The sequence below is a fragment of the Streptococcus pseudopneumoniae ATCC BAA-960 = CCUG 49455 genome (genome assembly GCF_002087075.1).
Classification (GTDB): domain Bacteria; phylum Bacillota; class Bacilli; order Lactobacillales; family Streptococcaceae; genus Streptococcus; species Streptococcus pseudopneumoniae.
On sequence record NZ_MWSM01000013.1, the window covers coordinates 21019 to 44097 of the forward strand.

The following is a 23079-nucleotide window of genomic DNA, read 5'->3' on the forward strand; positions in this document are numbered from 1 at the left end:
ATTACTCCATTCTTCTCTTTTGGGAAATTAAACGTTCCAATTCTTCTAGGGCTGTATCTGTATCTCCTACATGGCTAGCTTCCTGCACCTTCTTTTTAATTCTCATATTGTCCTGATTCAAGAGAGCCTTGTTTCGAGTCAACTCTACCTCACTAAGTTCCTGCGGAGACATCTCAACAGGCAAATCCTGAGCTAAGACTTGGTACCAAGCTCTTTCAACTTCCTCTGTCTGTTCTGCTAGAACTTCTGGAGGAAGATTGCCATACTGACCAAGCAAGTCATATAAGACCTGAAATTCAGGTGTGGCAAATGCAAAGTCTTCCCGCAAGCGGTAATCGTTCAAAACAAGAGGAGATTCCATCATTCTATAAAGTAGATGGGCTTCTGCCCTCATAATAGCCGATAACTGCTTGGTGACAGGCATAGTGATTGGCGTCGGTCTGGAAATTCCTTCCATGCGATTCTGCCTTTGCGCCTGACGACTCTCATTAACAATCTGCTCAATCTGAGCATAATCAAAGGATGCCAGACTGTCAGCTAAAATATGAATATAGCTGTTTTGAGCAGTGATAGACTTTTCTTGAACAATCAAGGGAGCTATTTTTTCAATAAACTCAATCTGAGCCTGCAAATTTTCACTGTTTTCAGGCTTATACTGATGAATGTAGAACTCAATCGGACTAATACGAGTTTTCGTTAACAGATAGGCCAAATCTTCTGGTCCATTTTTTTGTAGATACTCATCCGGATCCAAGCTATCAGGCATGCTGACGATTTGCACAGGCATATCACCAATTTCGTCCAGCGCTTTCAATGTCGCAGCTTGTCCAGCCTTATCGCCATCATAAACAAGAACCAACTTCTTGGTTAATCTTTTCAGATGCTCAACATGCTCACGACTTAAAGCTGTTCCCATAGATGCGACAGCATTTTCGATTCCAGCCCGATAGGCTGCAATGACATCCATGAATCCTTCCATCAGATAAATCTCACTGGCTTTTCCAGAAGATTTTTTTGCCCTATCCATATGATATAATTCGTAACTTTTGTTAAAAATTGCAGTCGATCGGCTATTTTTATACTTAGAAGTTTGTGAATCCGTTTTCTGCCAGATACGACCTGAGAAGGCAATGACCTTTCCTTGGTCATTTGTCAGGGGAAACATAATCCGATTGTGAAAGGTATCTACAAATTGATTGGCATCCGAGAGATAAAACAGACCTGAATCTAGGAAATCCTCATCACGATACTGACCAGACAAACGTTGATAGAGATAGTTTCGTTCTGGAGGTGATAAACCAATCCGAAAATGCTTGAGCACTTCATCTGTCAAACCACGCTGATAAAGGTAGTTTCTGGCCTCTTCCCCCATGGTCGTTGTCATGAGAATAGCATGATAAAATTTAGCCGCATCTTCGTGCATATCATAAAGAGCTTGGTGAGGCGAGGCTGGCTTTTGTTCACTATAAAGCGGTTTTTCCACCTCAATTCCAACACGCTGACCTAAGATTTGGACAGCCTCCATAAAGGGAACACCTTGGTACTCCTCGATGAACTTAAAGACATCACCTGAGCGACCACAACCAAAACAGTGGTAAAACTGCTTGTCCTCTACAACGTTGAAAGAAGGTGTTTTTTCACCATGAAAAGGACAGAGCCCTAGATAGTTCCGTCCTGCCTTTTGTAAAGAAATCACATCTCCTATGACTTCCACAATGTTGGCATTGTTTTTGATTTCTTCAATGACTTGTTTGTCAACCATACACAATACCTCCATGTTATCATAGTTTACTTTATATAGTATACTTTATTTCAGAAAAAAAGTAAACCATTTCACTCATTTTCCCTACTTTATTCAAAGAGTTGATAATAATCAGAGATTTTCATTTTTGCTTTATCTTCCTGGTTCAAATCTTGAATAATTTGTCCTTCTTTCATGACAATTAAGCGATTGCCATACTTAAGAGCATCTTCCATATGATGAGTAATCATAAGCGCTGTCAATTGATCCTTCTTGACAAATTCATCTGTCAATTCCATGAGGGCAACACTTGTCTTTGGATCAAGAGCTGCAGTATGCTCGTCTAACAAGAGTAATTCAGGTCGCTTCAAGGTTACCATCAAGAGACTCAAGGCTTGTCTTTGACCACCTGATAAAAACTCAATCGGTGTATTCAAATGTTTCTCAAGACCGTTTCCCACTTTTTCAATAGTTGCCTGAAACTCATCTTTATAGCTAGCCAGACGTCTCGGAAACAGTCCACGCTTTTCACCACGAAACTTGGCAATCAAAAGATTTTCAGCCACCGTCATACGGGGAGCTGTCCCCATCTTGGGATCTTGGAAAACACGTGACAGATACTTAGCCCGCTTCTCTGGTGAAAACTTGGTAACATCTTCACCCAAAATACGGATAGTTCCACTGGTTAGTGATAAAGTTCCTGCAATAGTATTAAAAAGAGTTGATTTTCCAGCACCATTTCCACCTAAAATCGTGATGAAATCCTGTTCAAAAATTTCTAAGGAAACATCATTTAAAATAATCTTTTCTTCATCAAAGCCATTTTTAACGACTTTGGTTGCATTTTTTAATTCTACAATTGCTGTCATTTGCTTAATTTGGCTCCTTTCAAGATTGTTTGCTTAAATGTTGGAATCATGAGACAGACTGCTAAAATCACGGCGCTGTACAAACGAAGATAACTTGTATTAAAGCCAAGCGCAATAACTGCCCACACTAAGAATTGATAAGCGATAGAACCTACAACGATGGTAACCAAACGCTCTGCCAAGCTCAAACTCTTGAAAATAACTTCTCCAATAATCAAACTGGCAAGCCCCACAACGATAACCCCGATTCCTCGAGATACATCAGCATACCCTTCTTGCTGGGCAATAAGAGCACCTGCAAGGGCAATCACACCATTTGATAAAACCAAGCCCATAAGCTCCATGCGTCCAGTATGAATCCCGAAACTTCTAGCCATATCAGGATTGTCACCTGTAGCAATATAGGCTTGTCCGAGTTTGGTATCCAAGAAAAAGAGCATGAGAGCAATAACAAGACTGACAAAGATAAGACCTGTCAAAAGTTGATTCAAATCCGAATCAAAAGGCAAAACATCCTGAATTTGCTTGGTTCCAAGCAAGCCTAAATTTGCACGTCCCATAATCAAGAGCATGATAGAGTGACAGGAAGTCATCACCAAAATCCCTGAGAGCAAGGTTGGAATCTTCCCTTTTGTATAAAGAAGTCCTGCCACCATTCCAGCCAAACAACCTGCTCCTACAGCAAGCAGTGTCGCTAAAAAAGGGTTCACGCCTTTGGTTATCAGAGTGACAGCAACAGCTCCCCCAAGAGGGAAGGAACCTTCTGTCGTCATATCTGGAAAGTTTAAAATCCTAAATGTCATAAAGATTCCCAGACCTAGAATAGCCCAGACAAATCCTTGAGAAATAATGGAAACAATCATATTTTATTTAATCCTTTCTATATTCATCTTTTTAAAAAATGGGAAGAGTCTCCTCCTCCCTTCCTTATTTATTCGATGACTTGTCCTGCTTCTTTGAGAACAGACTCAGGAATCGTAATACCTAGTTCTTGTGCTATTTTTTTATTGATGACTGACTTACCAGTTGAAAAGACATTGACTGGGGTATCAGCTGGTTTTGCACCTTTCAGAACTTGCGCAATCATTTTTCCAGTTGCCACACCAAGGTCATGTTGGTCAACTACAACTGATGCCAAACCACCTACTTCTACCATAGCTGCCGCACTTGGATAAATTGGTTTCTTAGAACTTTGATTGCTAGAGACAACCGTTGGAAATCCTGATGCAATGGTGTTATCAATTGGAACCCAAATAGCATCTACCTTGCTAGTCATAACAGTGACAGTTGAGGCAATTTCATTTGTTGAAGGAACTGCAAATGTTTCCACTGTCAGACCTGCTTTTTCAGCATAAGCCTTAAATTCTTCGACCTGTGTTTTTGAATTGTCTTCGCTACTTGAGTAAAGGGCTCCGATTGTTTTCACATTCGGTGTCAGAGCCTTGATGAGTTCAACTTGTTGTTGAGCTGGATTGTGGTCAGATACCCCTGTAATGTTGCCACCTGGTTTTTTCAAATCTTTGACCAAGTTAGCACCAATTGGGTCTGTAATAGCAGCCATGATAACCGGTAGGTCTTTTGTTGCACTAGCCAAGCCTTGGGCTGCTGGTGTTGCGATACCAACCACAAGATCATTACCATTTGCAACCAATTGTTTACTCATTGTCGCAACCTTACTTTGGTCACCTTCTGAGTTCATAAAGTCGATCTTCAACTGGTCATCTTTATATCCTTCTTCAGCAAGTCCAGCTTGAATCCCTTTATAAATCAAATCAAGGGATGGATGGCTCACAAATTGAAGCACACCAATCTTGGTTATTTTCTTCTCATCCTTATTATTCTGAGATTCTGGTTTATTCATTGAAGAGTAAATCAAGCTTCCTGCTACTAAGACTGCTAAGGCAGCGACAATTCCAATTAAACGTTTATTTTTCATTCTGTTTCTCCTTTTTAATTCCTTTAAAATACTTCACTTATCTAATACTCTTCGAAAATCTCTTCAAACCACGTCAGCGTCGCCTTACCGTAGGTATATGATACTGACTCTGTCAGTTCTATCCACAACCTCAAAACAGTGTTTTGAGCAGCCTGCGGCTAGCTTCCTAGTTTGTACTTTGATTTTCATTGAGTATAAACAAGCGACGCCATCGTTTTCTTTCCATACTAACCTCCATCAAAAAAAGTCCTCACACAAAAAACTTGTGTGAGGACGTCGATGCGCGGTACCACCTCAATTATAGGGAATTTCCCTATCGCTCTGTCTCGCAATAACGAGATGCACTGTAAGGTGTGCTCACCGAATTTTTATGATTTCAAATTCTAAATAACATTCAGCCCAATTTTCATCATCGCCACTTATCTGTTTTCAGCTACCACAGACTCTCTTGAAAGTTTGTACGATTACTTTTCTGAATGGTTAAATTATATCATTTTTAAACTACTTGTCAATAGTCTATTAGAATTTTTTTCATCTTCACTTTTGAAAATGATTAGCCTGAATTACGCAATCCTGTTGCAATTCCGTTGATGGTGATATGAATCAATCGTTCTTGATCACTGGACAATTCTCCACGACGTTGGCGTTTGATCAACTCCAACTGAATATAGTTGAGAATATTAAAGTAAGGCATACGGTAATCCAGACTAGCTTTTAGATATGGATTGTCAGCTAAGAGTTCGTCATGTCCTTCAATAGCCAGGATAACGTTCTTAGTAACTTGCCATTCATTTAAAATAGTCTCATAGATGGCCTTAACTTGCTCGTCTTCACAAAGTTTAGCATATTCAAAAGCAATATTCATATTTGATTTTGACAAAACCATATCAACATTTGAAAGAAGCGATTGGAAGAAAGGCCAATTTTGGTACATATCTCGTAAAATAGCAATATTTTCTGGATTTTTATCGATAAATTCCTTGAAGCTTGAACCAACCCCGTACCATCCAGGGAACATAACACGACTTTGTGACCATGAGAATACCCAAGGGATGGCACGCAAACCACCGATTTCAGTAATCGTCTTACGGGCAGCTGGGCGAGAACCAATGTTAAAGCTTGAAATAGCCTTGATTGGACTTGACTCGAAGAAATAATCATAGAAATGCTCATTACCAAAGACCAAATCACGGTAGATATCGTAACTACGGTCCACTACTTGATCCATAATGGCTTCATAACGATTTGAGGTATTGGTATCGCTCTTCTTCTGAGTAATCATACGGTTAATAGCTGCCGATACTAGCATTTCAAGGTTATAGTAAGCAGCGTCTTTATTACCGTATTTATTGCCAATTACTTCACCCTGCTCCGTCAAGCGGATACGATCCTTGATAGACTTGAGCGGTTGAGATGTGATGGCTTCATAGGTTGGCCCACCACCACGACCGACAGTCCCACCACGGCCATGGAAGAAGGTAACCTTAACGCCAAATTCATCTCCAATAGCAGTCAATTGTTGTTGAGCCTTGTAGAGGGTCCAACATGATGACAAGTAACCGCCATCTTTATTACTGTCAGAGTAGCCCAACATGATTTCTTGATAGTTATTACGTGAAGCAATCCATTTTTTGGCAAGAGGAAGAGAAAGATATTGTCTCATTGTTTCCTCTGAATGATCCAAGTCTTCAATTGTTTCAAAAAGGGGAACAATCTGAACACGCGCCCTTTCCGTATCCACCAGTCCTACTTCTTTTAATAGAATAGCTAATTCTAGCATATCAGAAAGGCTGGTTGCATGTGAAATGATGGTCTGACGGATGACATCATCTCCCAACTTATCTTTCAAAACACGAGCCGTCTTAAAAATAGCTAGTTCTTTTGCTAATAATTCTGATTTTTCTGCGTGAGTCGCAGAAAGAATTCGGGGATCTTCTTCTAATTCTTTCAAGAGAAGGTCACACTTTTCTTCTTCGCTCAACTCGCTATAGCGAGAATGAATTCCTGCTGATTTCAAGAGTTCTGCCACACAGGCTTCATAGACGCTAGAGTCTTGTCGCATATCAATTGATGCTAGGTAAAAACCAAATATCTCTACTGCCTGCAATAATTCCACAAAATCACCTGAAATCAAGGACTCTCCCTTATTTTCTAGTAGAGAATCTCGAATGGCAATCAAATCCTTGTAAAAATCATTGGCTGTTTCATAACGAGGCCCAACTTCCTTATCCTCAATCAGATAGGTTTTAGTTGCCTGAATTTTTGATTGAATATCAAACAAGGCACGACGGTAAAGCTCTTTTTCGCGGTAAATCGAATTATCCTTAGACTGACGAGCCATTTCTCTGACTTGCTTGCTGACATTGACAATGCTAGTTGAAAGAGAAAATTCACGATAAAGTTGGTAAATCTTTTCATCATAATAGTTCATGATGACTTCACACTGAGTAAGTGCAGACTGTTTCAAGGTCTCTGCTGTAACAAAGGGATTCCCATCACGGTCTCCACCAATCCACATTCCCATGGTGATCGGTTTAGCCTGTTTTAAATTCAATCCATGGGCTTGCGCTAAGCGCTTATACTCCGTCGTCAAGTGAGGTACAGCTTTCAAAAAGGAGCTGTTGTAATATTCCATAGCATTCGTGATTTCGTTAGTCACTTTTAATTTTTTCTCACGAATCATGTCTGTCTGCATGATAATTTCGATGTAACGACGCAAATCATTGTGCCATTTTTCTTTATTGATCAACCCCAACTTAACATCACGGTATTTACGCAAAAGACTATGAATATGATTTGTTAAATCCAACATACTTTTGCGTTGCACTTGTGTTGGATGGGCTGTCAAAACAGGGACAACATTCAAGTGTTCAAGAATTTCAACGGCATTTTCTTTTTCAGCAACCATTTTGATCGTTGTAGATAATTTACCTAAATAGTCCTGATCAATATTATTTTGATGATTGATTTCATAAGCTAAATCCACATCCTCTGAAATATTAATCAAAAGAGGTAAGATTGAAAAATAGCGTGAAATATAGACCATTTCATCATTTGATAAGCTAGTCACTAGACGGTTTAGACCTTGATAATCTTCCTGCGTTGATAATTCTTTCAACTGCATGATTTTTTCAAAGGTCTCTGGGGCAAGCATATTTTTAGTAATATCTTCCAGCAATTCTGTTAGAATCAATACTTCTTCTTGCACAACACTTTTATTACTATAATTTTCTAATTTTTGAAGAGACATAGACTATCCTTTCTTTATTCTACTTCACAGAAGGTTCATTGGTTGATTTTCCAATTCTCGGTACAACTTAGCACGTTTTTCACTGGCATCAATATTTAAGACAAAGGCCACTGCCACTGACAAGACTAGAAGACTGTTTCCACCCTGGGATAAGAAGGGAAAGGTTACTCCTGTAGATGGAATCAAGCCCGAAATCCCTCCGATATTGACAAATACCTGAACCAACATCATCCCTCCGACACCGAGTGCAACCATGGCATTGAAAGGATTCTCCGCTCGGATACCGACCAAGATAATCCGCAAAATCATGAAAAACAAGAGAGCTAAAATAAGACTGGCACCAACAAAGCCAAATTCTTCAATCACGATAGAAAAGACAAAGTCTGTATGAGCTTCTGGTAAATAACCTCGTTTTTCAATCGAATTCCCAAGACCTAGACCAAACCAACCGCCATTGACCATGGCAAAATAAGAATTAGATAACTGGTGACCCGCATCCGCACGATCGGCAAAAGGATTAAAAAAGGCACTAAAGCGCTTGGCTACATAGCCAAATACTGGAATTTTTGAAAAGGTCTCAACACCGATTAGGCTGATAGTGGTCAAGAAAAAGACAGAAGCGGCAGATACGAGGGCCAGAATGGTTGAAAACCAGCGATAAGCGATTCCACTAACTGTATACATAATCAAGGAAACCAAGACTAAAATAGTCGCATTTCCTAAATCAGGGAAAATTCCCAAACTTCCAATCAGAACTAGGAGAACGAATCGCCAATCATTAAAAGCACGGGGAAGCCATTGATTTTGAGTCAAAACTTGAAAATCATAAATAGCTATTTCTTCTTGCTGTTTGGAGAATCGGTGAGCCAAATACCAAATAATAATGATTTTTAAGTACTCAGCTGGCTGAATAGTTACTCCTGCAACCGAAATCCAACCGTATGCCCCGTTTACGGAAATACCAATAAAACGAGCTAAGAACAATAAAAGCATTTCTATCAATATAACTAAAATGATTAGTCGCTCATTTCTCAAAAAATCTAGTCTCAATTTATAAATTAAGGCAATCAGTATCAAACTAACAATCCAAAAGATTCCTTGGTTTCGAACCAATTGCAAGGCGCTCTTGCCTTCTTCAATTAAAATAGCGCTGGTGGTCGAATAGACCACAATCAAGCCCAAAATAGATAAAAGCAAGTAAGGAATCAAGATGGAATAATTTAATAAGTGCCTCTTACTAATCTTCATAGTATCACCACTCTACTAGGATACAGACAAATCTGTTCCAAATTCCGTTTTATTTTCTAGTTTTGATTGCTATTATACCATTTTTTCAGAAAGAAAAAAACTCTTACCTTACAATCCTTCGAATTTTACTGTTTTTACAGAATTAAGGCAGAATTTGAAATCGTAAAACCATTTTGAATAAGAGTTGCTTCAATCCATTGACTCCGACTAATTATGTTGCTTTCGTGAATGCCAAAATCAGCCGCAATTTGTTCATAAGTGCACTATTCTCGCATGTATTGAATAGTTACCATGAGGAGATCGTCTAGGCTTAATTTGGGTTTTCGTCCACCTTTTGCGCGTTTACGTTGATAAGCTGTTTTTAACACAGCTAACATCTCTTCAAAAGTCGTGCGCTGAACACCTACAAGGCTCTTGAAACGGCTATCGCTTAATTGCTGACTTGCTTCAGAATTCATAGTTTTATTGTATTATATTTTGTTTCGCAGAAAGTCTATTATTCCTTTCGTTCAAAGGTTTCTACGCTTTTAGCAACAAAGCTACACACTGAGCGTTTCGGACTTACCTTATCGTTTCGTCGTAAACTCCTTACTCTACGACAGCTATCCCATTGGCGGAGAATCTACTTCTACTTCGCTGATGACTCAGCTCGTACAAGCAATCCTACACACTCCACGTGATGCGTATGCGGAACTCAAAAGGTTTGGGGAACCTTTTGAGGATTAACTTCGTTTCTCCAACAAGCTTACACACTCCACGTGTGGTGCTAGCAAACTTCTATATTATAGAATGAAAGTGACTGAGTTGTTGTTTAAAATTAAACTTCAGAATGAAAGTATATACTATCTTGTATCAAATGGCTATTTAAAATAAATATGTAAAACTATTTATTACTAAAATAGTTAATCATATACTCCTATAACACTACAATCTGTAAAAATAAAAACACAAAGTTACCAGTAGTACCTTTTCTCACTTAGATATTGTTCCTTTTGTTCTCTAGAATTTTCATGATTTCTAATTCCTAGTAATTCATCTGTTGAAGAAACTATTGGGTCTATCCAGTCAGCTTTGGATCTAATCCAATCAATTTCATCCTTACTAAGTTTCCCCGCTATCTCCAGTTTATCAGCCATCAATCTTAAATCATTTGCTGTTTTAAAATCTTCTAGCATATTCAGAAGAGACATTGTCCGCTTCTTCTCTTCTTCGATTCTATTTTGTAATTTTCTTTTTCGCTCTTGTTCCTCTTCGTATAGTCTTGCTTTCTCTTCACGTTCAAGGCGTAAGTTCTTAACTTTATAATACTCTTGGTAAATTAAAACAATTATTTCTGGGATTGATTGTTCAAGTGTGAATTCTTTAGTATCTTTAATGTATTTACCATCTATTATCTTAAATCGAAAGTTTTCATTTGGAATATAGTCATACTTCTTTATTCTTGGTTTAAAAGCATATCTATTAAACTTAACGCTATCATTGTACTTCGCTAATTCTTTAGCTTCTTCTTTTGTTAATTCATGACTTACTTTGTCTGTTGATTCTATAACTTCAAAACGAACAATATCCTTATCAATTTGAATATCCCAATTTGAAGTTACATTATCACCGATTCTTTCAATAACAGTAACTAGTGTATCTAAAAAGCGATATAAGCGTGGAAGAGAATTTAGTGAAATATTTTTTACAAATTTAGGTTCTTTTAAATCATTATATCTGTGCCTAGAATCAAAGTAAGGATAAGAAGCAGCTTTTTCCCTCTTATTCCACTCTGTAATTTTATCTCTTAGATTAGCTACGGATTTATGTAATCTCTTATTTGGAGCCTGGTTTAGGTTTGAAACTGCTTCAATAATACGCTCTATTTTATCGTCGTCTATAAATGATAATGAACTTCTTATACTAGTTGTATCAAGTTTAACAGTATCTCCGTTTTTATCTTCCATACTATCTTCTTTATGTTTAGCAGCTTTAATTCTACTGTTCTTTAAACTTTTTCTATCAATATTAACTTCATTTACGTCATTTTGTGGTAATGGAACGATAAATTCACTTAAGTCTTGTCCAGTATTCTTACGATACCAATAACTCCCCTTTGGAATTGGGATTTCAAATTCTTTACATTTCTTGAGTAAGTCAGAATAGCTTAAATCATATTTCAATGAAACTTGTTTTGCACTTATCTCCCAGATTTCTTCATAGAGTTCTTCTCTAGAAAAGGTCTTTATCATCTTCATTTGAAACACCTTTACCCTTATATTTTACATCACCGTTTTTATATTTACCAAGCGAAAACGCAAATTCAAAAACTTCTAATTCTTCACTTCTGCATTTTCGCTTAATATAAAAAGTAAATCTTGTTTTAATCCGTTAAATTCCTCTATAATTTTATCTAAACTAGTTTCAATATTTTCAACACGGATCTCTGATAGCTTACCATGATTGTATGAAATCATTCTTTCAGCGATAATATGATATGACCAACTCTCAGTGAAACGTCTGTCTCTTTCTTCGTTATGAATAGCAAAACCAATTGGAAGAAGATTATTTCTAAGACCTATCGCAACTGCTTGTGAACTTATACCTAAATAATCACCAGCAATTTTTAATGTGATTTTATTTAATTTTCTAATATCTTCGTCGGTATATTTCGGCATGTTAGTACTCCTTTGTTATAATTGCAAATGCAATATTATCTAATTTAAAATATCTTGATGGGCTGCTTCTAGTTGTTTTCCATAATAAAATTAATTTGTGGTACATCATTCTCTGAAAGTTAATAATCTAAAATCTTTTCAATGAAAAATTTATATTAAGCAATAAATAATCTCTTCAGATTAAGAGTTTCTATCTTTTAAAGTAAATCCATTTATCAATTCCATATATAGACGTAATAGTTATTTACTATCTAGGTCAAAACCAATCTGCCAAAATCCCATATCAAATATTTTCATTTGAGGATACAGCATATCAGCAACATTAAAATTCTTTTGAACTGAATCTAACTGTTCTATGTTTTTTTCATAAAAATCTACTAGTTGTAAAATAGATTTAATGTTATAGGTTCCACTTGCAATCTTTTGTGATCTTATTCCAGAAACAAAATATCTATCATATGCCGGAACACAACCGAGTGTCCCCATCAGTATCTTTGTGATTAATGTATCTGATAAGTTGTTTTTTAGTGCTGAACCTCTCACTTCACGCCTAATTTAATCATAATAAGTTGCAATAAATTCATTAATTTCCTTTAGCAATTTTTGGTTAGTTTCATTTTTAAAATCTTTACATTCTATTCCTGCTAGAGAATCATATTCATTGCTTAAGATTTCTCTTACTACAGGTATATGTACTCTATAATCCTTTTGTAATAAGAATGAAGAACCTCGATACATCCCCCAACTTGCTAAATAAAATGCAAGTTGTAAACTCAGGTAATCAAGATTCACATTATTCTCTTTTCGAGCTGTCATAAAATGTGAATAACAATGCTCCCATGAACGATATCTATCATGTTCATCAGTTTTCAAATCGTTATAAAACTCAGTTGATGATTTAATAATCATATCAATTGTTTCCATACTTCCTGCTTTCCTAATCAACTTTCAAATATATAGCGTTTTCATTATTTTCTTAATCTATTATATCATTATTCAAAACAAAAAACTGCAACTTACTCGTTGCAGATACACAGATTTAATTCTGTTCTTTTTAGAAACTTATATTTTCATTTTCAGGCATAGTAAAGACATCGTTTTTTTCAAAATAAGGTTTTACCATTTCTTTCCATCTAGCTTTATGAAAATTGATTGAGTTTAAAGGAGATAGGCCATAATTTCCCAATGCATAACCATCATTTACTTCAACAACAAGTGTTCTGCCATCACTAGTAACACCGATATCTAGTCCATAAGCTATTGGCGCATCTTTCCAACATGATATGGCTTTATCAATTACACTAGGATCAAATTGTGCATGATAATCACCTGTATAGGGTCGAACATCTAATACGCGACCATCTAAAACAAAACAACGCCATTCTGCTATGAATTCTACAACCTCACTAATCCATATAGGATAGTCAAAAGGTAGACCAATACCTATCAAATCACGGGTTCCGTTAACAACTCTTCCAGTAAAGACTTTTGAACCAGCTTTAGGCTTAATAAATTTTCCCCAATTATCAGGTATATTTACAATCTCTCCTAAAACACCTTCATAAATCTTTCGACCATAAAAGTCTTTAAGCTCAATAGGATAGTCATAAACCGGAACATTTAACCCCATCATTTTTAGTAATGCTCTGGTCTCCATTATATAATCTACAACTATATCTTTACTTGTTAACTGTTCTATTTCAGAAAAAGATTGATATAAAATAATTTCTTCTCCTTGTAAGTAGGCACCTACTTGAGCATTGTATTTATTAATTGAAACTTCACTTGGTAGTTTGCTTTGTCTAATATAAACAACCATTTCATCACTCCTACTTCACTAGTGTTGCACCTGTTTGTAAAAAAATAATAGCATTTTTGCTGTTATTTTTTTGAGTAAATAGCTCCCATAATATCATCGAAATAATCAACAGTATTAAGGAGTAATTCTATAACCTGGGACTTTGTTAGTCGTATTCCTCTTCTATCTCTAGCATCTTCTACTAAATTTTCAAGTTTATCTAGATTTTTATCATCCAAGCTAATCATTATTCTATTTTTATCAGTTGCCATTTTCTTCACCTCTAGTTAATTCTATCAAAAGTGTAACACTTGTGTCAACTGGCTTTTATAATACATTAGTTTAAAAGTGGAGAGGATTTTTAACACAGTAACTTTAAATCTTTGGTATTAAAAAATTTTCACAGTATTTATAGAAATAAAATCTGTCTCAAATAAGTTATCAAATCTAGTATAAATTATGAGCGGCTACTCTAATACTTTTCCTCTAAACAAGACAAAGGCTTACACTCAATGATTTTCTTACCCCCTTCGTTACAATGTTTTGACATTTTTACTAGCAAAGGTACATACTCACAAGGAACTTTGATCGACTATTGAATCTCTCCCACTTCTTCTTTAACATATCCTTCTACATCTTCAATCTCTACAAACATTGGGTCTAAGTGACACAAGAAATGCCAATTTTCTGCACCTTTTTTTCTGTAGAGAATCGCTTCACCGTCTTCACTTCCGAAAAAGCTTCTATCTACTTCATATCCACTGCCTTCTAGAAAGTCTTTTGCCTGCCGATAGTTTGCTTCTCTTGCTTCCACATAGGTTTTAACTTCATCGTTGTTAACGACATATGCATCGATTTTGGAATAGCCTTCAATTACTTTTTCGTTTGGTTCGGATAGATTCGAGATCTTTTTCCAAATAATGTCTACATTTTCCTTAGAGTCAAACATAAATTTAGAAAAAGGTACAATGTTTCCGTTATAGATAATTTCCATATAGTCTGGTAGGTTTGTAGGATTAAAAAACTCTACTTCAAATCCATCTTCTGTTTCTAAAGTATATCCAGGGATTTGTGCTACAAAAGTTTTCCCATCTTCTATGGAATCAAATGCGACTAAATCTTTAGAATAATTATTTTGAGATAACTCTAATATAACCATATATAACCTCTTCTAAATTGTCTGTAGATTGATTTTTCAGAACATAATACTGATTAGTTAGTAACCGTTAGGATATAGCAAATTCTTTTTTCCACCTTCTTAAAACATCATTTCAAGGCTACATACTCAGCGGTTCGCTGTTACCCTATCGTTTCGTCGTAAACTTATTACTCTACGACAGCTATCCCATTGGCGGACTCAAAAGGTTTGGGGAACCTTTTGAGGATTAACTGCGTTTCACTAACAAACTCACACACTCAACATGTGTTAATATTCTTCTTTTATACTAATAAACAAAAGGCAATGAAAATCATTTTAAAATGATACTGTGGAACGGAAAGATTTTCGCCAGTTGCAAAAGAAACGACATTCATCATTCCACTTGAAATTACAACAGAAAATTCTTTAACATCGATTATCTAGATAGACCGATTGTTACCTTCAATAATGGATATACTGATCTAAATTTTAAAATGTTGTTTCCTTACTAATTCTATTACTCGCCAATATAGTATAAATAAAATAACCAATAAAAATGACAATAAAAATAACATTAATTTTTAACACAAAATAGAGATTTAACAAATTTGCGAACGCATGAAATAATATACAGTATCCCACAGATTTCGTTTGACGGTAAAGAAGACCTAAAACAAAACTTAAAAATAATGTATATATAAAAAACAAAATAAAAGGAAATCCTTGATGACTTTCTCCAACTATAAACCATAAAGGCAGATGCCAAATTCCCCAAATTGATCGTACAATCAAATTAGATTGCCAATATGTATATTTTTTATCAAGTAACGGTTGTAATATTCCTCTCCACCCTAATTCTTCATGTCCACCACCAAAAAAAAATTAGTTGTATAAAGAATAATGGCATTAGATAAATTGATACTCCATTTAATTCTAAGGAAGATACAGAAAATAGTATCAAAATTGCTAACATATGAATAATGAAATAGATACTACTATTTTCTCTCTTATTAAATAAAAAATGTTTAAATTTTATATTATTACTTTTCAAATAAAACCCACTTGCAATAGCTGGTCCGAGTGCACCTATTATATGTAAAGTTCTCCCTATAAAAGTTTCTAATCCAAAAATATGAGATTGCGTAAAGATGGCAAGAATCCCCCAAGCTATATAAGTAATTCCAAATGTACAATAAAGATAATTTTTTAAATTCCTTTTATCAATTTCTGTCATTTTATCTTCCTAATCTTGATTATTTTATGAATAATATTTTTACTGCTTCTTAGTTGCTCTCGGTTATAACTACCTATATTCTATCACAAAAATAGGAGCAGTTTAATTGACTGTTCCTGTTTTTTTATTACAAATATTCTCGAACAATTATCGTCACAACAGAATATAATTCATAGTTTACGTTTAAGTACTATTTTGTTACTAACTAGCTAACAAAAAGAGTGAGGAAATCAAACGTTTCCACCACTCTTTTGTATTCTATTATAGATAAATCGATGTTCTTTCACTATCTATTTTCTCTGTAATTTCAAATGATTTATCTTTCAGATTAGCTCTTAATTCTGCCACTGTATTGGCATCGGTATTGGTCCAACTGATGTGGATAGTATTAGCGTCTTCCATGTCAACAGTAAACTCTCCATCAAATGCTGCGCTGCTATTACGGAATTTGAGCAGATTGAACAAGGACAACTGGGCGTTGAACTTCTCGCTCAATTTCTTCCAAATCATAATAGTGACGGTTGATGTTGCGGCCTTCTTTGGTTGATTCGAGCAATTCGATATCATTTTCTCCTGCCAACAAGCCAACGTAGTAAATCTGCGGAATACCTTGTGCAAAACATTGAAGCACACGTGCCAAGAGATAGGCTTGGCCATCATTTCCTAAAACTGAATAGTAGGTACAATTTATCTTATAAATATCCAAATTGTTGTAGTCCTCTGTTTTGACATTTGCTCCTTGGGCATAGAGGGCTTCTCTTGTCACCTCTGTTTCCTCATCTGTCAGCAAGTCCTTGACATCGACCACTCCGTGTCCAAGGTTGTAAATTGCTTGCGAGGGCAGATTTCCATCCAGTGAACAAGACGGTTGACATTACCTGAATAAAGAGCATGAAGAACCAGCATCGGAAGGGCAAAGTCATAGACATAGTAGTCTTGCTCAGCGATTTTTTGCTGAATGGTGTAATGTTCATGAATTTCTGGAAGAATTTCCACTCCTTTTGGTGCCAATAGCTGACGCGGAAAATGAAGCATTTCCCAAATATCTGGCTCAACAAAGAAACAGTTGGTGCCGATTTTCTTATTGGCGTAGGCAAAGGCGTCCAAGCGAATAATGGAAGCTCCGTGGTCCGCCAGCTGTTCCAGATTTTCCTGAATAAAGCGACGAGTTGTTTCTGTTGTCACATCGAGGTCGATCTGTTGCTCATCAAAGGTACACCAAACTTTTTCCTTACTACCATCAGCAAACTTGGCAATGCGATAGGGAGCACGTGGCTTCCGTTTGTAAATCAGGTCTACATCTTCCTGAGTCGGCCCACTGTTTGGCCAAAAATTTTTGTAGCGGATAAACAAATCCGCATAGGCAGACTCATCTTTCTTTTCTAGGAAATCAAGGAAAAAGGCGACTTGGCTGAGATATGGTTAATCATGAAATCAAACATGAGGTAGTAGTCTTGACTGAGTGCCTCAATATCGCTCCAATCTCTAAAAGCCTCATCAACCTTGGTATAGTCCATGGGTGCAAACCCGCGGTCGCCTGACGATGGAAAGAAGGGAAGAATATGGACCCCACCGACCACATCTTTCAAAGGGCCTTCTAAGACCTACTTCAAGTCTTTCAGATTTTTTCCAAGACTGTCTGAATAGGTAATTAACATTGCTTGATTTTTTACTTTCATAACTTGCTCTATTTACCTTCCTCAAAGCGTTTATAGACTGCTATAAATTCCTCAGCAATCGTTCTAAAACCTTCTGCACTCATTAACTGATCCTCAGCGTGCATCAGAAGTAGACCTGTTTGGCTTAATGCCCCATTCATTTCTTTTGTCAAAAGTGAGTGGTGAGCATTGTGTCCCTGTACAAATGCTTCTTCGCCTTGTTTAATTCTATCTTTAGCCTGCTCGAATTCACCCTGCTTAGCCAATTGAATAGCATCGATGTACATAGATTTTGCTGTTCCTACATAGGTGATAATTTGAAAACACACTTCGAGTACTTTTTCGTCCATTTTAATACCTCTCTTACCAATCTTCGTCTTCTAAATCGCTTGTTTCTTGCATTACAGCTTGTAAAGCTTGTTTATCCATCTGTTTAATAAATGGATAATAAACAAAGAAAGACATAACCAAAATAAGTGTTTGCAACAAGGCTGTTTTCCAACCACCGATGATAAATCCTGAAATAATTGGAGGACAAGTCCACGGAACTTGAACGGCACCATACATAGGTGTCAGTCCAAAATAAATCGCTGAATACTGGATGATACAAGATAAAATAGGCGTTAATATAAAGGGAGTTGCTAAAACTGGGTTCATTACAATCGGCAAACCAAAGAGCACCGGCTCATTGATATTAAAGATGGCTGGAACCATTTCAAGACGTCCAAGAATTTTTAGTTGTTTTGATTTTGCAAATGCAACCATGTAAACTACCAAACCAATCGTAATCCCGGCACCTGTAACATTGATAAATTGATTAAAAAATTGAATCGTCACAATATGACCACCATTGGCTAGATTTAATTCAAGGCCCTTATCTAAAATGGCTTGGTTTTCCAAAGCATTCGCCTGTAGCAAGCCACTCATGATGCCACCAACTACAGTTGAGCCGTGCACCCCAAACATCCATAAGAATGGTACAAGGAAACACATAAGCACCGCACCAAACAATGAGTCAGTCAAGCCTTGCATTGGTGTTTGAATAAGATTATAAATCATTTCAATCGTTGTGACCTTAAACAATTGTTCAACAAGTCCGACAAAGATCGTTGCCGCTGTGATGATAACAGTAGCAGGAATCAAGGCTGAAAATGCGTTGGCTACACCAGTTGGTACGCCATCTGGCATTTTGATTTTGATATTTTTCTTCAAAAACCAAGAATAGCTTGCTCCTACAATCAAACCAACGATAATGGCACCAATCATCCCTTTCCCGGAAGTCCAATCCTTCAGAATAATGTTACCAACTACATCCCCATTTTTAGAAATCAAACTGGAGGGCTGGATTAGCAAGAAAACTGCTAGGGCAATGACACCTGCCCCAAGCGGCTCCTGTTTTTCTAGCTTAGCATAGGTATACGCAATCCCAATGACTGTTACAATCGCACTGATATTAAAGGTTGCACCAATTGCTTGATTGAGAACAGGGGTAATACCACTAGTTTCTAACATCGTTGCTAGAGCTGGAACTGGAAGATTGGCCAAGATAAGAAAGATGGAGCCAACAATCAACAATGGCATAGAGAAAACAATACCATCTTTTATCGCTGTTACACCTTTGGTATTGACAAAGGCCATCATCCCATCAACAAACTTTTTAATCAGTTTATCCTTCATCATCTTCTCCTTATTTTTTCATCATGTAAGCTTGTTTAAGAACTGCCATACCGTTTGCAGTGCCATAATCAGCCATTGCAATCACTTCTACAGGAACATTGTGAGAAGCACAAATTTCTTTTGCTTTTTCAAGTTGGAAACCAACCTGTGGGCCTAATAGAGCCACATCAATATCTCCAACTCTTTGTTCCAATTCACTGATGGAATAAGCTGCAATTGTTGCATCTTTCCCTTTTTTCTGAGCCGCTTCTTTCATTCGCTCAACCAAAATACTTGTTGACATACCTGCTGCACAAAACAATCCAATATTCATTTTAATTACTCCTTATAATTCGTTTCCATTTGATGTAATCACTTTTTGATACCATGTAAAGGAATCTTTCTTCATTCGTTGCAAAGTTCCTTCGCCATTATTATTCTTATCGACATAGATAAAGCCATAACGCTTCTCCATTTCACCTGTACCAGCACTAACAATATCGATACAGCCCCAAGGGGTATAACCAATGACATTTACGCCATCTTCTTCAATCGCTAACATCATTTGTTCAATGTGTTGTTTGAGGTAATCAATGCGGTAAGAATCATGGATTCCATCAGGCTCTACCTTATCATAAGCACCGAATCCATTTTCAACTATAAAAAGCGGACAATGATAGCGATCGTATAAAAGATTTAAGCTATAGCGTAATCCCTCAGGATCAATCTGCCAACCCCAATCGCTTGATTCAATATAGGGATTTTTCTTAGTATAAACATCTTTGAAAAGTTCTTCTGTTTCCTCAGATGCTGTAGCAGTCACTGTATCACTCATATAGTAACTCAAGCCAATATAATCTACACAACCTTCTTTTAGAGTTTCTAGATCTTCTGGTAAAATATCCAGTTTGATATTATTTTTTCGACAAAAGGCCTCGATATAGTAAGGACGCTCTCCAAAAACATGAAGATCTCCATAGTGAAATAAACGATGCTCCATTGCCTTCTGGCTAGCAAGTATATCTTTTGTATCACATGTATTCGGATAAAATGGTACCATTGCCAGCATACAACCAATTTTGAAATTTTTATTGATTTTCCGACCCAATTGTACAACTTTTGCAGAAGCCACTGACTGATAATGGATAACCTGCTGTAGTACCTCAACTGGATTTTCATCTTCTTGATAAATGACACCAGAATTAGTCCATGAGCACCAAGGAACATTAATTGCACCTTGATTATTGATCTCGTTAAAGGTCATCCAATACTTAACTTTGTCCTTATATCGTTCCATGACGACTTCCGCAAAACGAACAAAGAAATCAATCAACTTGCGATTACGCCAAGCACCATACTTAGTAACTAGATGATAGGGCATTTCAAAGTGACTGAGTGTGATGACCGGTTCAATTTGACGAGCTAGCAGCTGATCAAATAAATCATCATAAAATTTCAACCCTTCTTCGTTAGGTTCTTCTTCATCTCCATTTGGGAAGATACGAGTCCAGGCAATCGAAGTTCGAAAACACTTAAATCCCATCTCAGCGAATAATTGTATATCGTCCTTATAGGTTCTGTAAAAATCTATTGCATCATGATTCGGATAATATTCGTCAGGTAAGACGCCATCAGTAATCTGTCGAGAGTGGGTAGCACTTCCAACCGTCATCACATCGGCTATCGAAATGCCTTTTCCACCTTTATCATATCCTCCTTCAATTTGGTGAGCAGCAACTGCCCCACCCCATAAAAAGCCTTCTGGTATTTTTGCCATTTTACCAATCCTTTCTGTATTTTGTACTAGCGCTATGAACAAGTCTATTTTATAACATACTGTATCTGCTGACAATAGATATTGAGATAGAAAATAAATGTACAGTCGAACAATATTTGTTACATAAAAAAAACAAGAGTTTTCACTCCTATTTTTTTAAATAAACTTGGTAACGTAAGGATTCTAAAAAATAGACAACTGGAATCTGAGTGGTCAAATTAGTGGAACGTAGCGAGGAATCTGCGTAGGCAACTGGCATAAAGTAGGATAAATTTATATCCGATAGCTGTGATAAAGTGGAAATATCTGTATTTGTCAGACTAACAATCTTAGCATTTCTTTCTTTGAATCCCTGTACCAGAGTTAGAACTTCTTCTGTCTCACCGCTGACACTTAGAGCAATAACCAAAACATCCTCCAAATTAGAATGATGCAATTTCAGAGAATAAAATGGGTTAGTAATAGCAAAGCTAAGAATACCGATTCCAGAAAAAAGATATGAGCCATATTCTGCCAAACTTAGACTAGTACCCACCCCTAAAAAGATAACTTGTTTGGCTTGAACGATCAAGTCTGCTATCTCTGATAGTTGTTTTTTTAAAGCTTCATCTTGGACACTAGTCTGTAAAAATTGTATTGCTGGAATATCAATAGGAAAGTAGTGACGATGTTTATTTTCCTTATCTTCCGACCTTGACAAAGCATATTTTAAATCATTGTAGCTATCAAATCCCATCTTTTTCGCAAAACGAATGATGGTTGTTGTCGATAGATTTATAGATGTCGATAGCTCTCTGATAGTCATCGTAGCAACTTTATCTCTATGTTGCAATATAAAATTATACACGCTTAATTCACTATTATTTAGCCCTTTTACTTTATGATAATCAAATAAATTCATAGACACCCTTATGCTTTTGTAGTATATAGTTGTTTCATTAACATTTCAATAATAAGAATAACAGGTACCTGCGTCGTAATATTAAACCCATTTAAAAATAATTGAGGAACATGATAGGTTATGGAGCAATCAGATAGCCTTGACAATGTTGATTCCAATGTATTTGTGATGGCAATAACTGGACAACCTTTTTCCTTTAATTTTTGTACAATTTTCAATGTTTGAGAAGTCTCACCAGATTCGGATAAGGCAATGACACAAGTTTTTTCCATACTGTTTTGTAGCACTGGTTGCCAAGGATCTTCAATACACATACTAAATTTGCCAATATTTGAAAAATAGCGCGCTCCATATCGACCTAAAGTTCCAGAGGAACCAATTCCGACAAAAACAATCTGTTCAACTTTCTTTAAGATTGCCACAGCCTCCATAATCAGCTGCAAAAAAGTATCTTGCTCAGTATAATCAATGAATAGCTTCAAAGAATGATTGTTTTGATTGTTTAAAATAATTTGCTCATTTTTTAAATATTCTTTATAAGCAATCTTAAAATGGCTATATCCATCAAATCCTAGATGCTTGCAAAATCGTTGTACGGTTCCAACTGATACATGTGCAAGTTGGGCCAATTCCTTGATTGTCATAGAGGATATATTTTCATTTTCTAAAATAGTTGTATAAATAGCATTTTCTAAGTCGTTAAAACTTGCTACAACCTCATAACTAAACATATAATTCCTTTTTCTATCTCTATTGATTTGCTTACAATGTAACAAAAAACTAATAACCAAAGTGTTCCACACTAAAATAATGGAGAGCATAATGGCTATAAAACCAAGTCAGCATTAAAATCTATTAGAAAACCAGACGAATCAGATTTGTCTAACGAGACATGGTTAAGAGAAAATACTTTAAAACAGTATTGCCTTATGTCCTAGATTATATCATATTTTTGAGCATACTTTGAGTATTGTTAGTTAATTGACTTAAAAGAAACATAACAAGAGCTTATCTCTATTAAATTGTATCAATTTCAATCGCCCATTCTGGAGATATGTAAGGTGTGGACGTTTCTATTCCCACAATCTCCTTGTCAATGGAAACAAACACGTACCCACAGGGTAAATGGAAATAGAAACTGATAATTTCTAGCTATCACTTCTATTCATTCCAAAAATTTTCTCACTCTGATACTTCCCCACGCCAATACAAAAAG

The 23079-nt window shown here is 36.3% G+C and carries 19 protein-coding genes, 3 pseudogenes and 1 other annotated feature; all 22 genes and pseudogenes read right to left on the reverse strand.

Annotation, left to right across the window (positions count from 1 at the left end):
- Nucleotide 1: 1 nt before the first annotated feature.
- Complete coding sequence (gene dnaG / locus B4W83_RS03335) at nucleotides 2–1762, reverse strand: DNA primase (protein WP_000227873.1); 1761 nt, start codon at nucleotides 1760–1762, stop codon at nucleotides 2–4.
- Nucleotides 1763–1851: 89 nt separating this feature from the next.
- The gene (locus tag B4W83_RS03340) at nucleotides 1852–2610 is read right to left on the reverse strand and encodes an ABC transporter ATP-binding protein (protein WP_000125438.1); all 759 of its coding nucleotides are present in this window, start codon (nucleotides 2608–2610) and stop codon (nucleotides 1852–1854) included.
- The gene (locus tag B4W83_RS03345) at nucleotides 2607–3473 is read right to left on the reverse strand and encodes an ABC transporter permease (protein WP_000637230.1); all 867 of its coding nucleotides are present in this window, start codon (nucleotides 3471–3473) and stop codon (nucleotides 2607–2609) included. The genes B4W83_RS03340 and B4W83_RS03345 overlap by 4 nt, the downstream gene beginning before the upstream one ends.
- Before the next feature lie 68 nt (nucleotides 3474–3541).
- Nucleotides 3542–4546, reverse strand: a complete 1005-nt coding sequence (gene trpX / locus B4W83_RS03350) for a tryptophan ABC transporter substrate-binding protein (protein ID WP_000792181.1) — start codon at nucleotides 4544–4546, stop codon at nucleotides 3542–3544.
- A 266-nt stretch (nucleotides 4547–4812) separates the two neighbouring features.
- Nucleotides 4813–5030 (reverse strand) — a binding site (T-box leader).
- Nucleotides 5031–5099: 69 nt separating this feature from the next.
- A complete protein-coding gene (gene ppc, locus B4W83_RS03360; RefSeq protein ID WP_000058212.1) occupies nucleotides 5100–7796 on the reverse strand; it encodes a phosphoenolpyruvate carboxylase in 2697 nt (898 codons plus the stop codon).
- Between the two features lie 24 nt (nucleotides 7797–7820).
- Nucleotides 7821–9044 (reverse strand): cell division peptidoglycan polymerase FtsW, encoded by a 1224-nt coding sequence (gene ftsW, locus B4W83_RS03365; RefSeq protein WP_000703356.1) that lies wholly within the window; start codon nucleotides 9042–9044, stop codon nucleotides 7821–7823.
- Between the two features lie 143 nt (nucleotides 9045–9187).
- Nucleotides 9188–9502: pseudogene (locus B4W83_RS03370) on the reverse strand (helix-turn-helix domain-containing protein); the annotation flags it as partial.
- Nucleotides 9503–9997: 495 nt separating this feature from the next.
- The gene (locus tag B4W83_RS03375; RefSeq protein WP_000782009.1) at nucleotides 9998–11281 is read right to left on the reverse strand and encodes a hypothetical protein; all 1284 of its coding nucleotides are present in this window, start codon (nucleotides 11279–11281) and stop codon (nucleotides 9998–10000) included.
- Between the two features lie 75 nt (nucleotides 11282–11356).
- Nucleotides 11357–11701: a hypothetical protein gene (locus B4W83_RS03380; RefSeq protein ID WP_001127479.1), complete on the reverse strand. Its 345-nt coding sequence runs from the start codon at nucleotides 11699–11701 to the stop codon at nucleotides 11357–11359.
- A gap of 240 nt (nucleotides 11702–11941) precedes the next feature.
- Nucleotides 11942–12187: a hypothetical protein gene (locus B4W83_RS03385; protein WP_000536918.1), complete on the reverse strand. Its 246-nt coding sequence runs from the start codon at nucleotides 12185–12187 to the stop codon at nucleotides 11942–11944.
- Nucleotides 12188–12256: 69 nt separating this feature from the next.
- Nucleotides 12257–12625 (reverse strand): hypothetical protein, encoded by a 369-nt coding sequence (locus B4W83_RS12290; RefSeq protein WP_000447545.1) that lies wholly within the window; start codon nucleotides 12623–12625, stop codon nucleotides 12257–12259.
- A gap of 130 nt (nucleotides 12626–12755) precedes the next feature.
- A complete protein-coding gene (locus tag B4W83_RS03395) occupies nucleotides 12756–13520 on the reverse strand; it encodes an ATP-grasp domain-containing protein (RefSeq protein ID WP_000262013.1) in 765 nt (254 codons plus the stop codon).
- A gap of 62 nt (nucleotides 13521–13582) precedes the next feature.
- Complete coding sequence (locus B4W83_RS03400) at nucleotides 13583–13771, reverse strand: hypothetical protein (RefSeq protein WP_000179767.1); 189 nt, start codon at nucleotides 13769–13771, stop codon at nucleotides 13583–13585.
- A 320-nt stretch (nucleotides 13772–14091) separates the two neighbouring features.
- Complete coding sequence (locus tag B4W83_RS03405) at nucleotides 14092–14658, reverse strand: hypothetical protein (RefSeq protein ID WP_000234981.1); 567 nt, start codon at nucleotides 14656–14658, stop codon at nucleotides 14092–14094.
- Nucleotides 14659–15126: 468 nt separating this feature from the next.
- Nucleotides 15127–15871, reverse strand: a pseudogene (locus B4W83_RS03410) (CPBP family intramembrane glutamic endopeptidase).
- Nucleotides 15872–16132: 261 nt separating this feature from the next.
- Nucleotides 16133–17550, reverse strand: a pseudogene (gene gtfA / locus B4W83_RS03415) (sucrose phosphorylase).
- 8 nt (nucleotides 17551–17558) lie between these two features.
- Nucleotides 17559–17879: a PTS sugar transporter subunit IIA gene (locus tag B4W83_RS03420; RefSeq protein ID WP_000343789.1), complete on the reverse strand. Its 321-nt coding sequence runs from the start codon at nucleotides 17877–17879 to the stop codon at nucleotides 17559–17561.
- 13 nt (nucleotides 17880–17892) lie between these two features.
- Complete coding sequence (locus B4W83_RS03425; protein WP_000653346.1) at nucleotides 17893–19206, reverse strand: PTS sugar transporter subunit IIC; 1314 nt, start codon at nucleotides 19204–19206, stop codon at nucleotides 17893–17895.
- A 10-nt stretch (nucleotides 19207–19216) separates the two neighbouring features.
- Nucleotides 19217–19519, reverse strand: coding sequence for a PTS sugar transporter subunit IIB (locus B4W83_RS03430; RefSeq protein ID WP_001020606.1), 303 nt, complete (start codon nucleotides 19517–19519; stop codon nucleotides 19217–19219).
- A gap of 12 nt (nucleotides 19520–19531) precedes the next feature.
- Entirely contained in the window at nucleotides 19532–20962 is a 1431-nt protein-coding gene (locus tag B4W83_RS03435) for a 6-phospho-beta-glucosidase (protein ID WP_001062961.1), read from the reverse strand.
- Between the two features lie 148 nt (nucleotides 20963–21110).
- Nucleotides 21111–21863: a MurR/RpiR family transcriptional regulator gene (locus B4W83_RS03440; RefSeq protein ID WP_023932686.1), complete on the reverse strand. Its 753-nt coding sequence runs from the start codon at nucleotides 21861–21863 to the stop codon at nucleotides 21111–21113.
- An 8-nt stretch (nucleotides 21864–21871) separates the two neighbouring features.
- Entirely contained in the window at nucleotides 21872–22594 is a 723-nt protein-coding gene (locus tag B4W83_RS03445; RefSeq protein WP_000493321.1) for a MurR/RpiR family transcriptional regulator, read from the reverse strand.
- Between the last annotated feature and the right edge of the window lie 485 nt (nucleotides 22595–23079).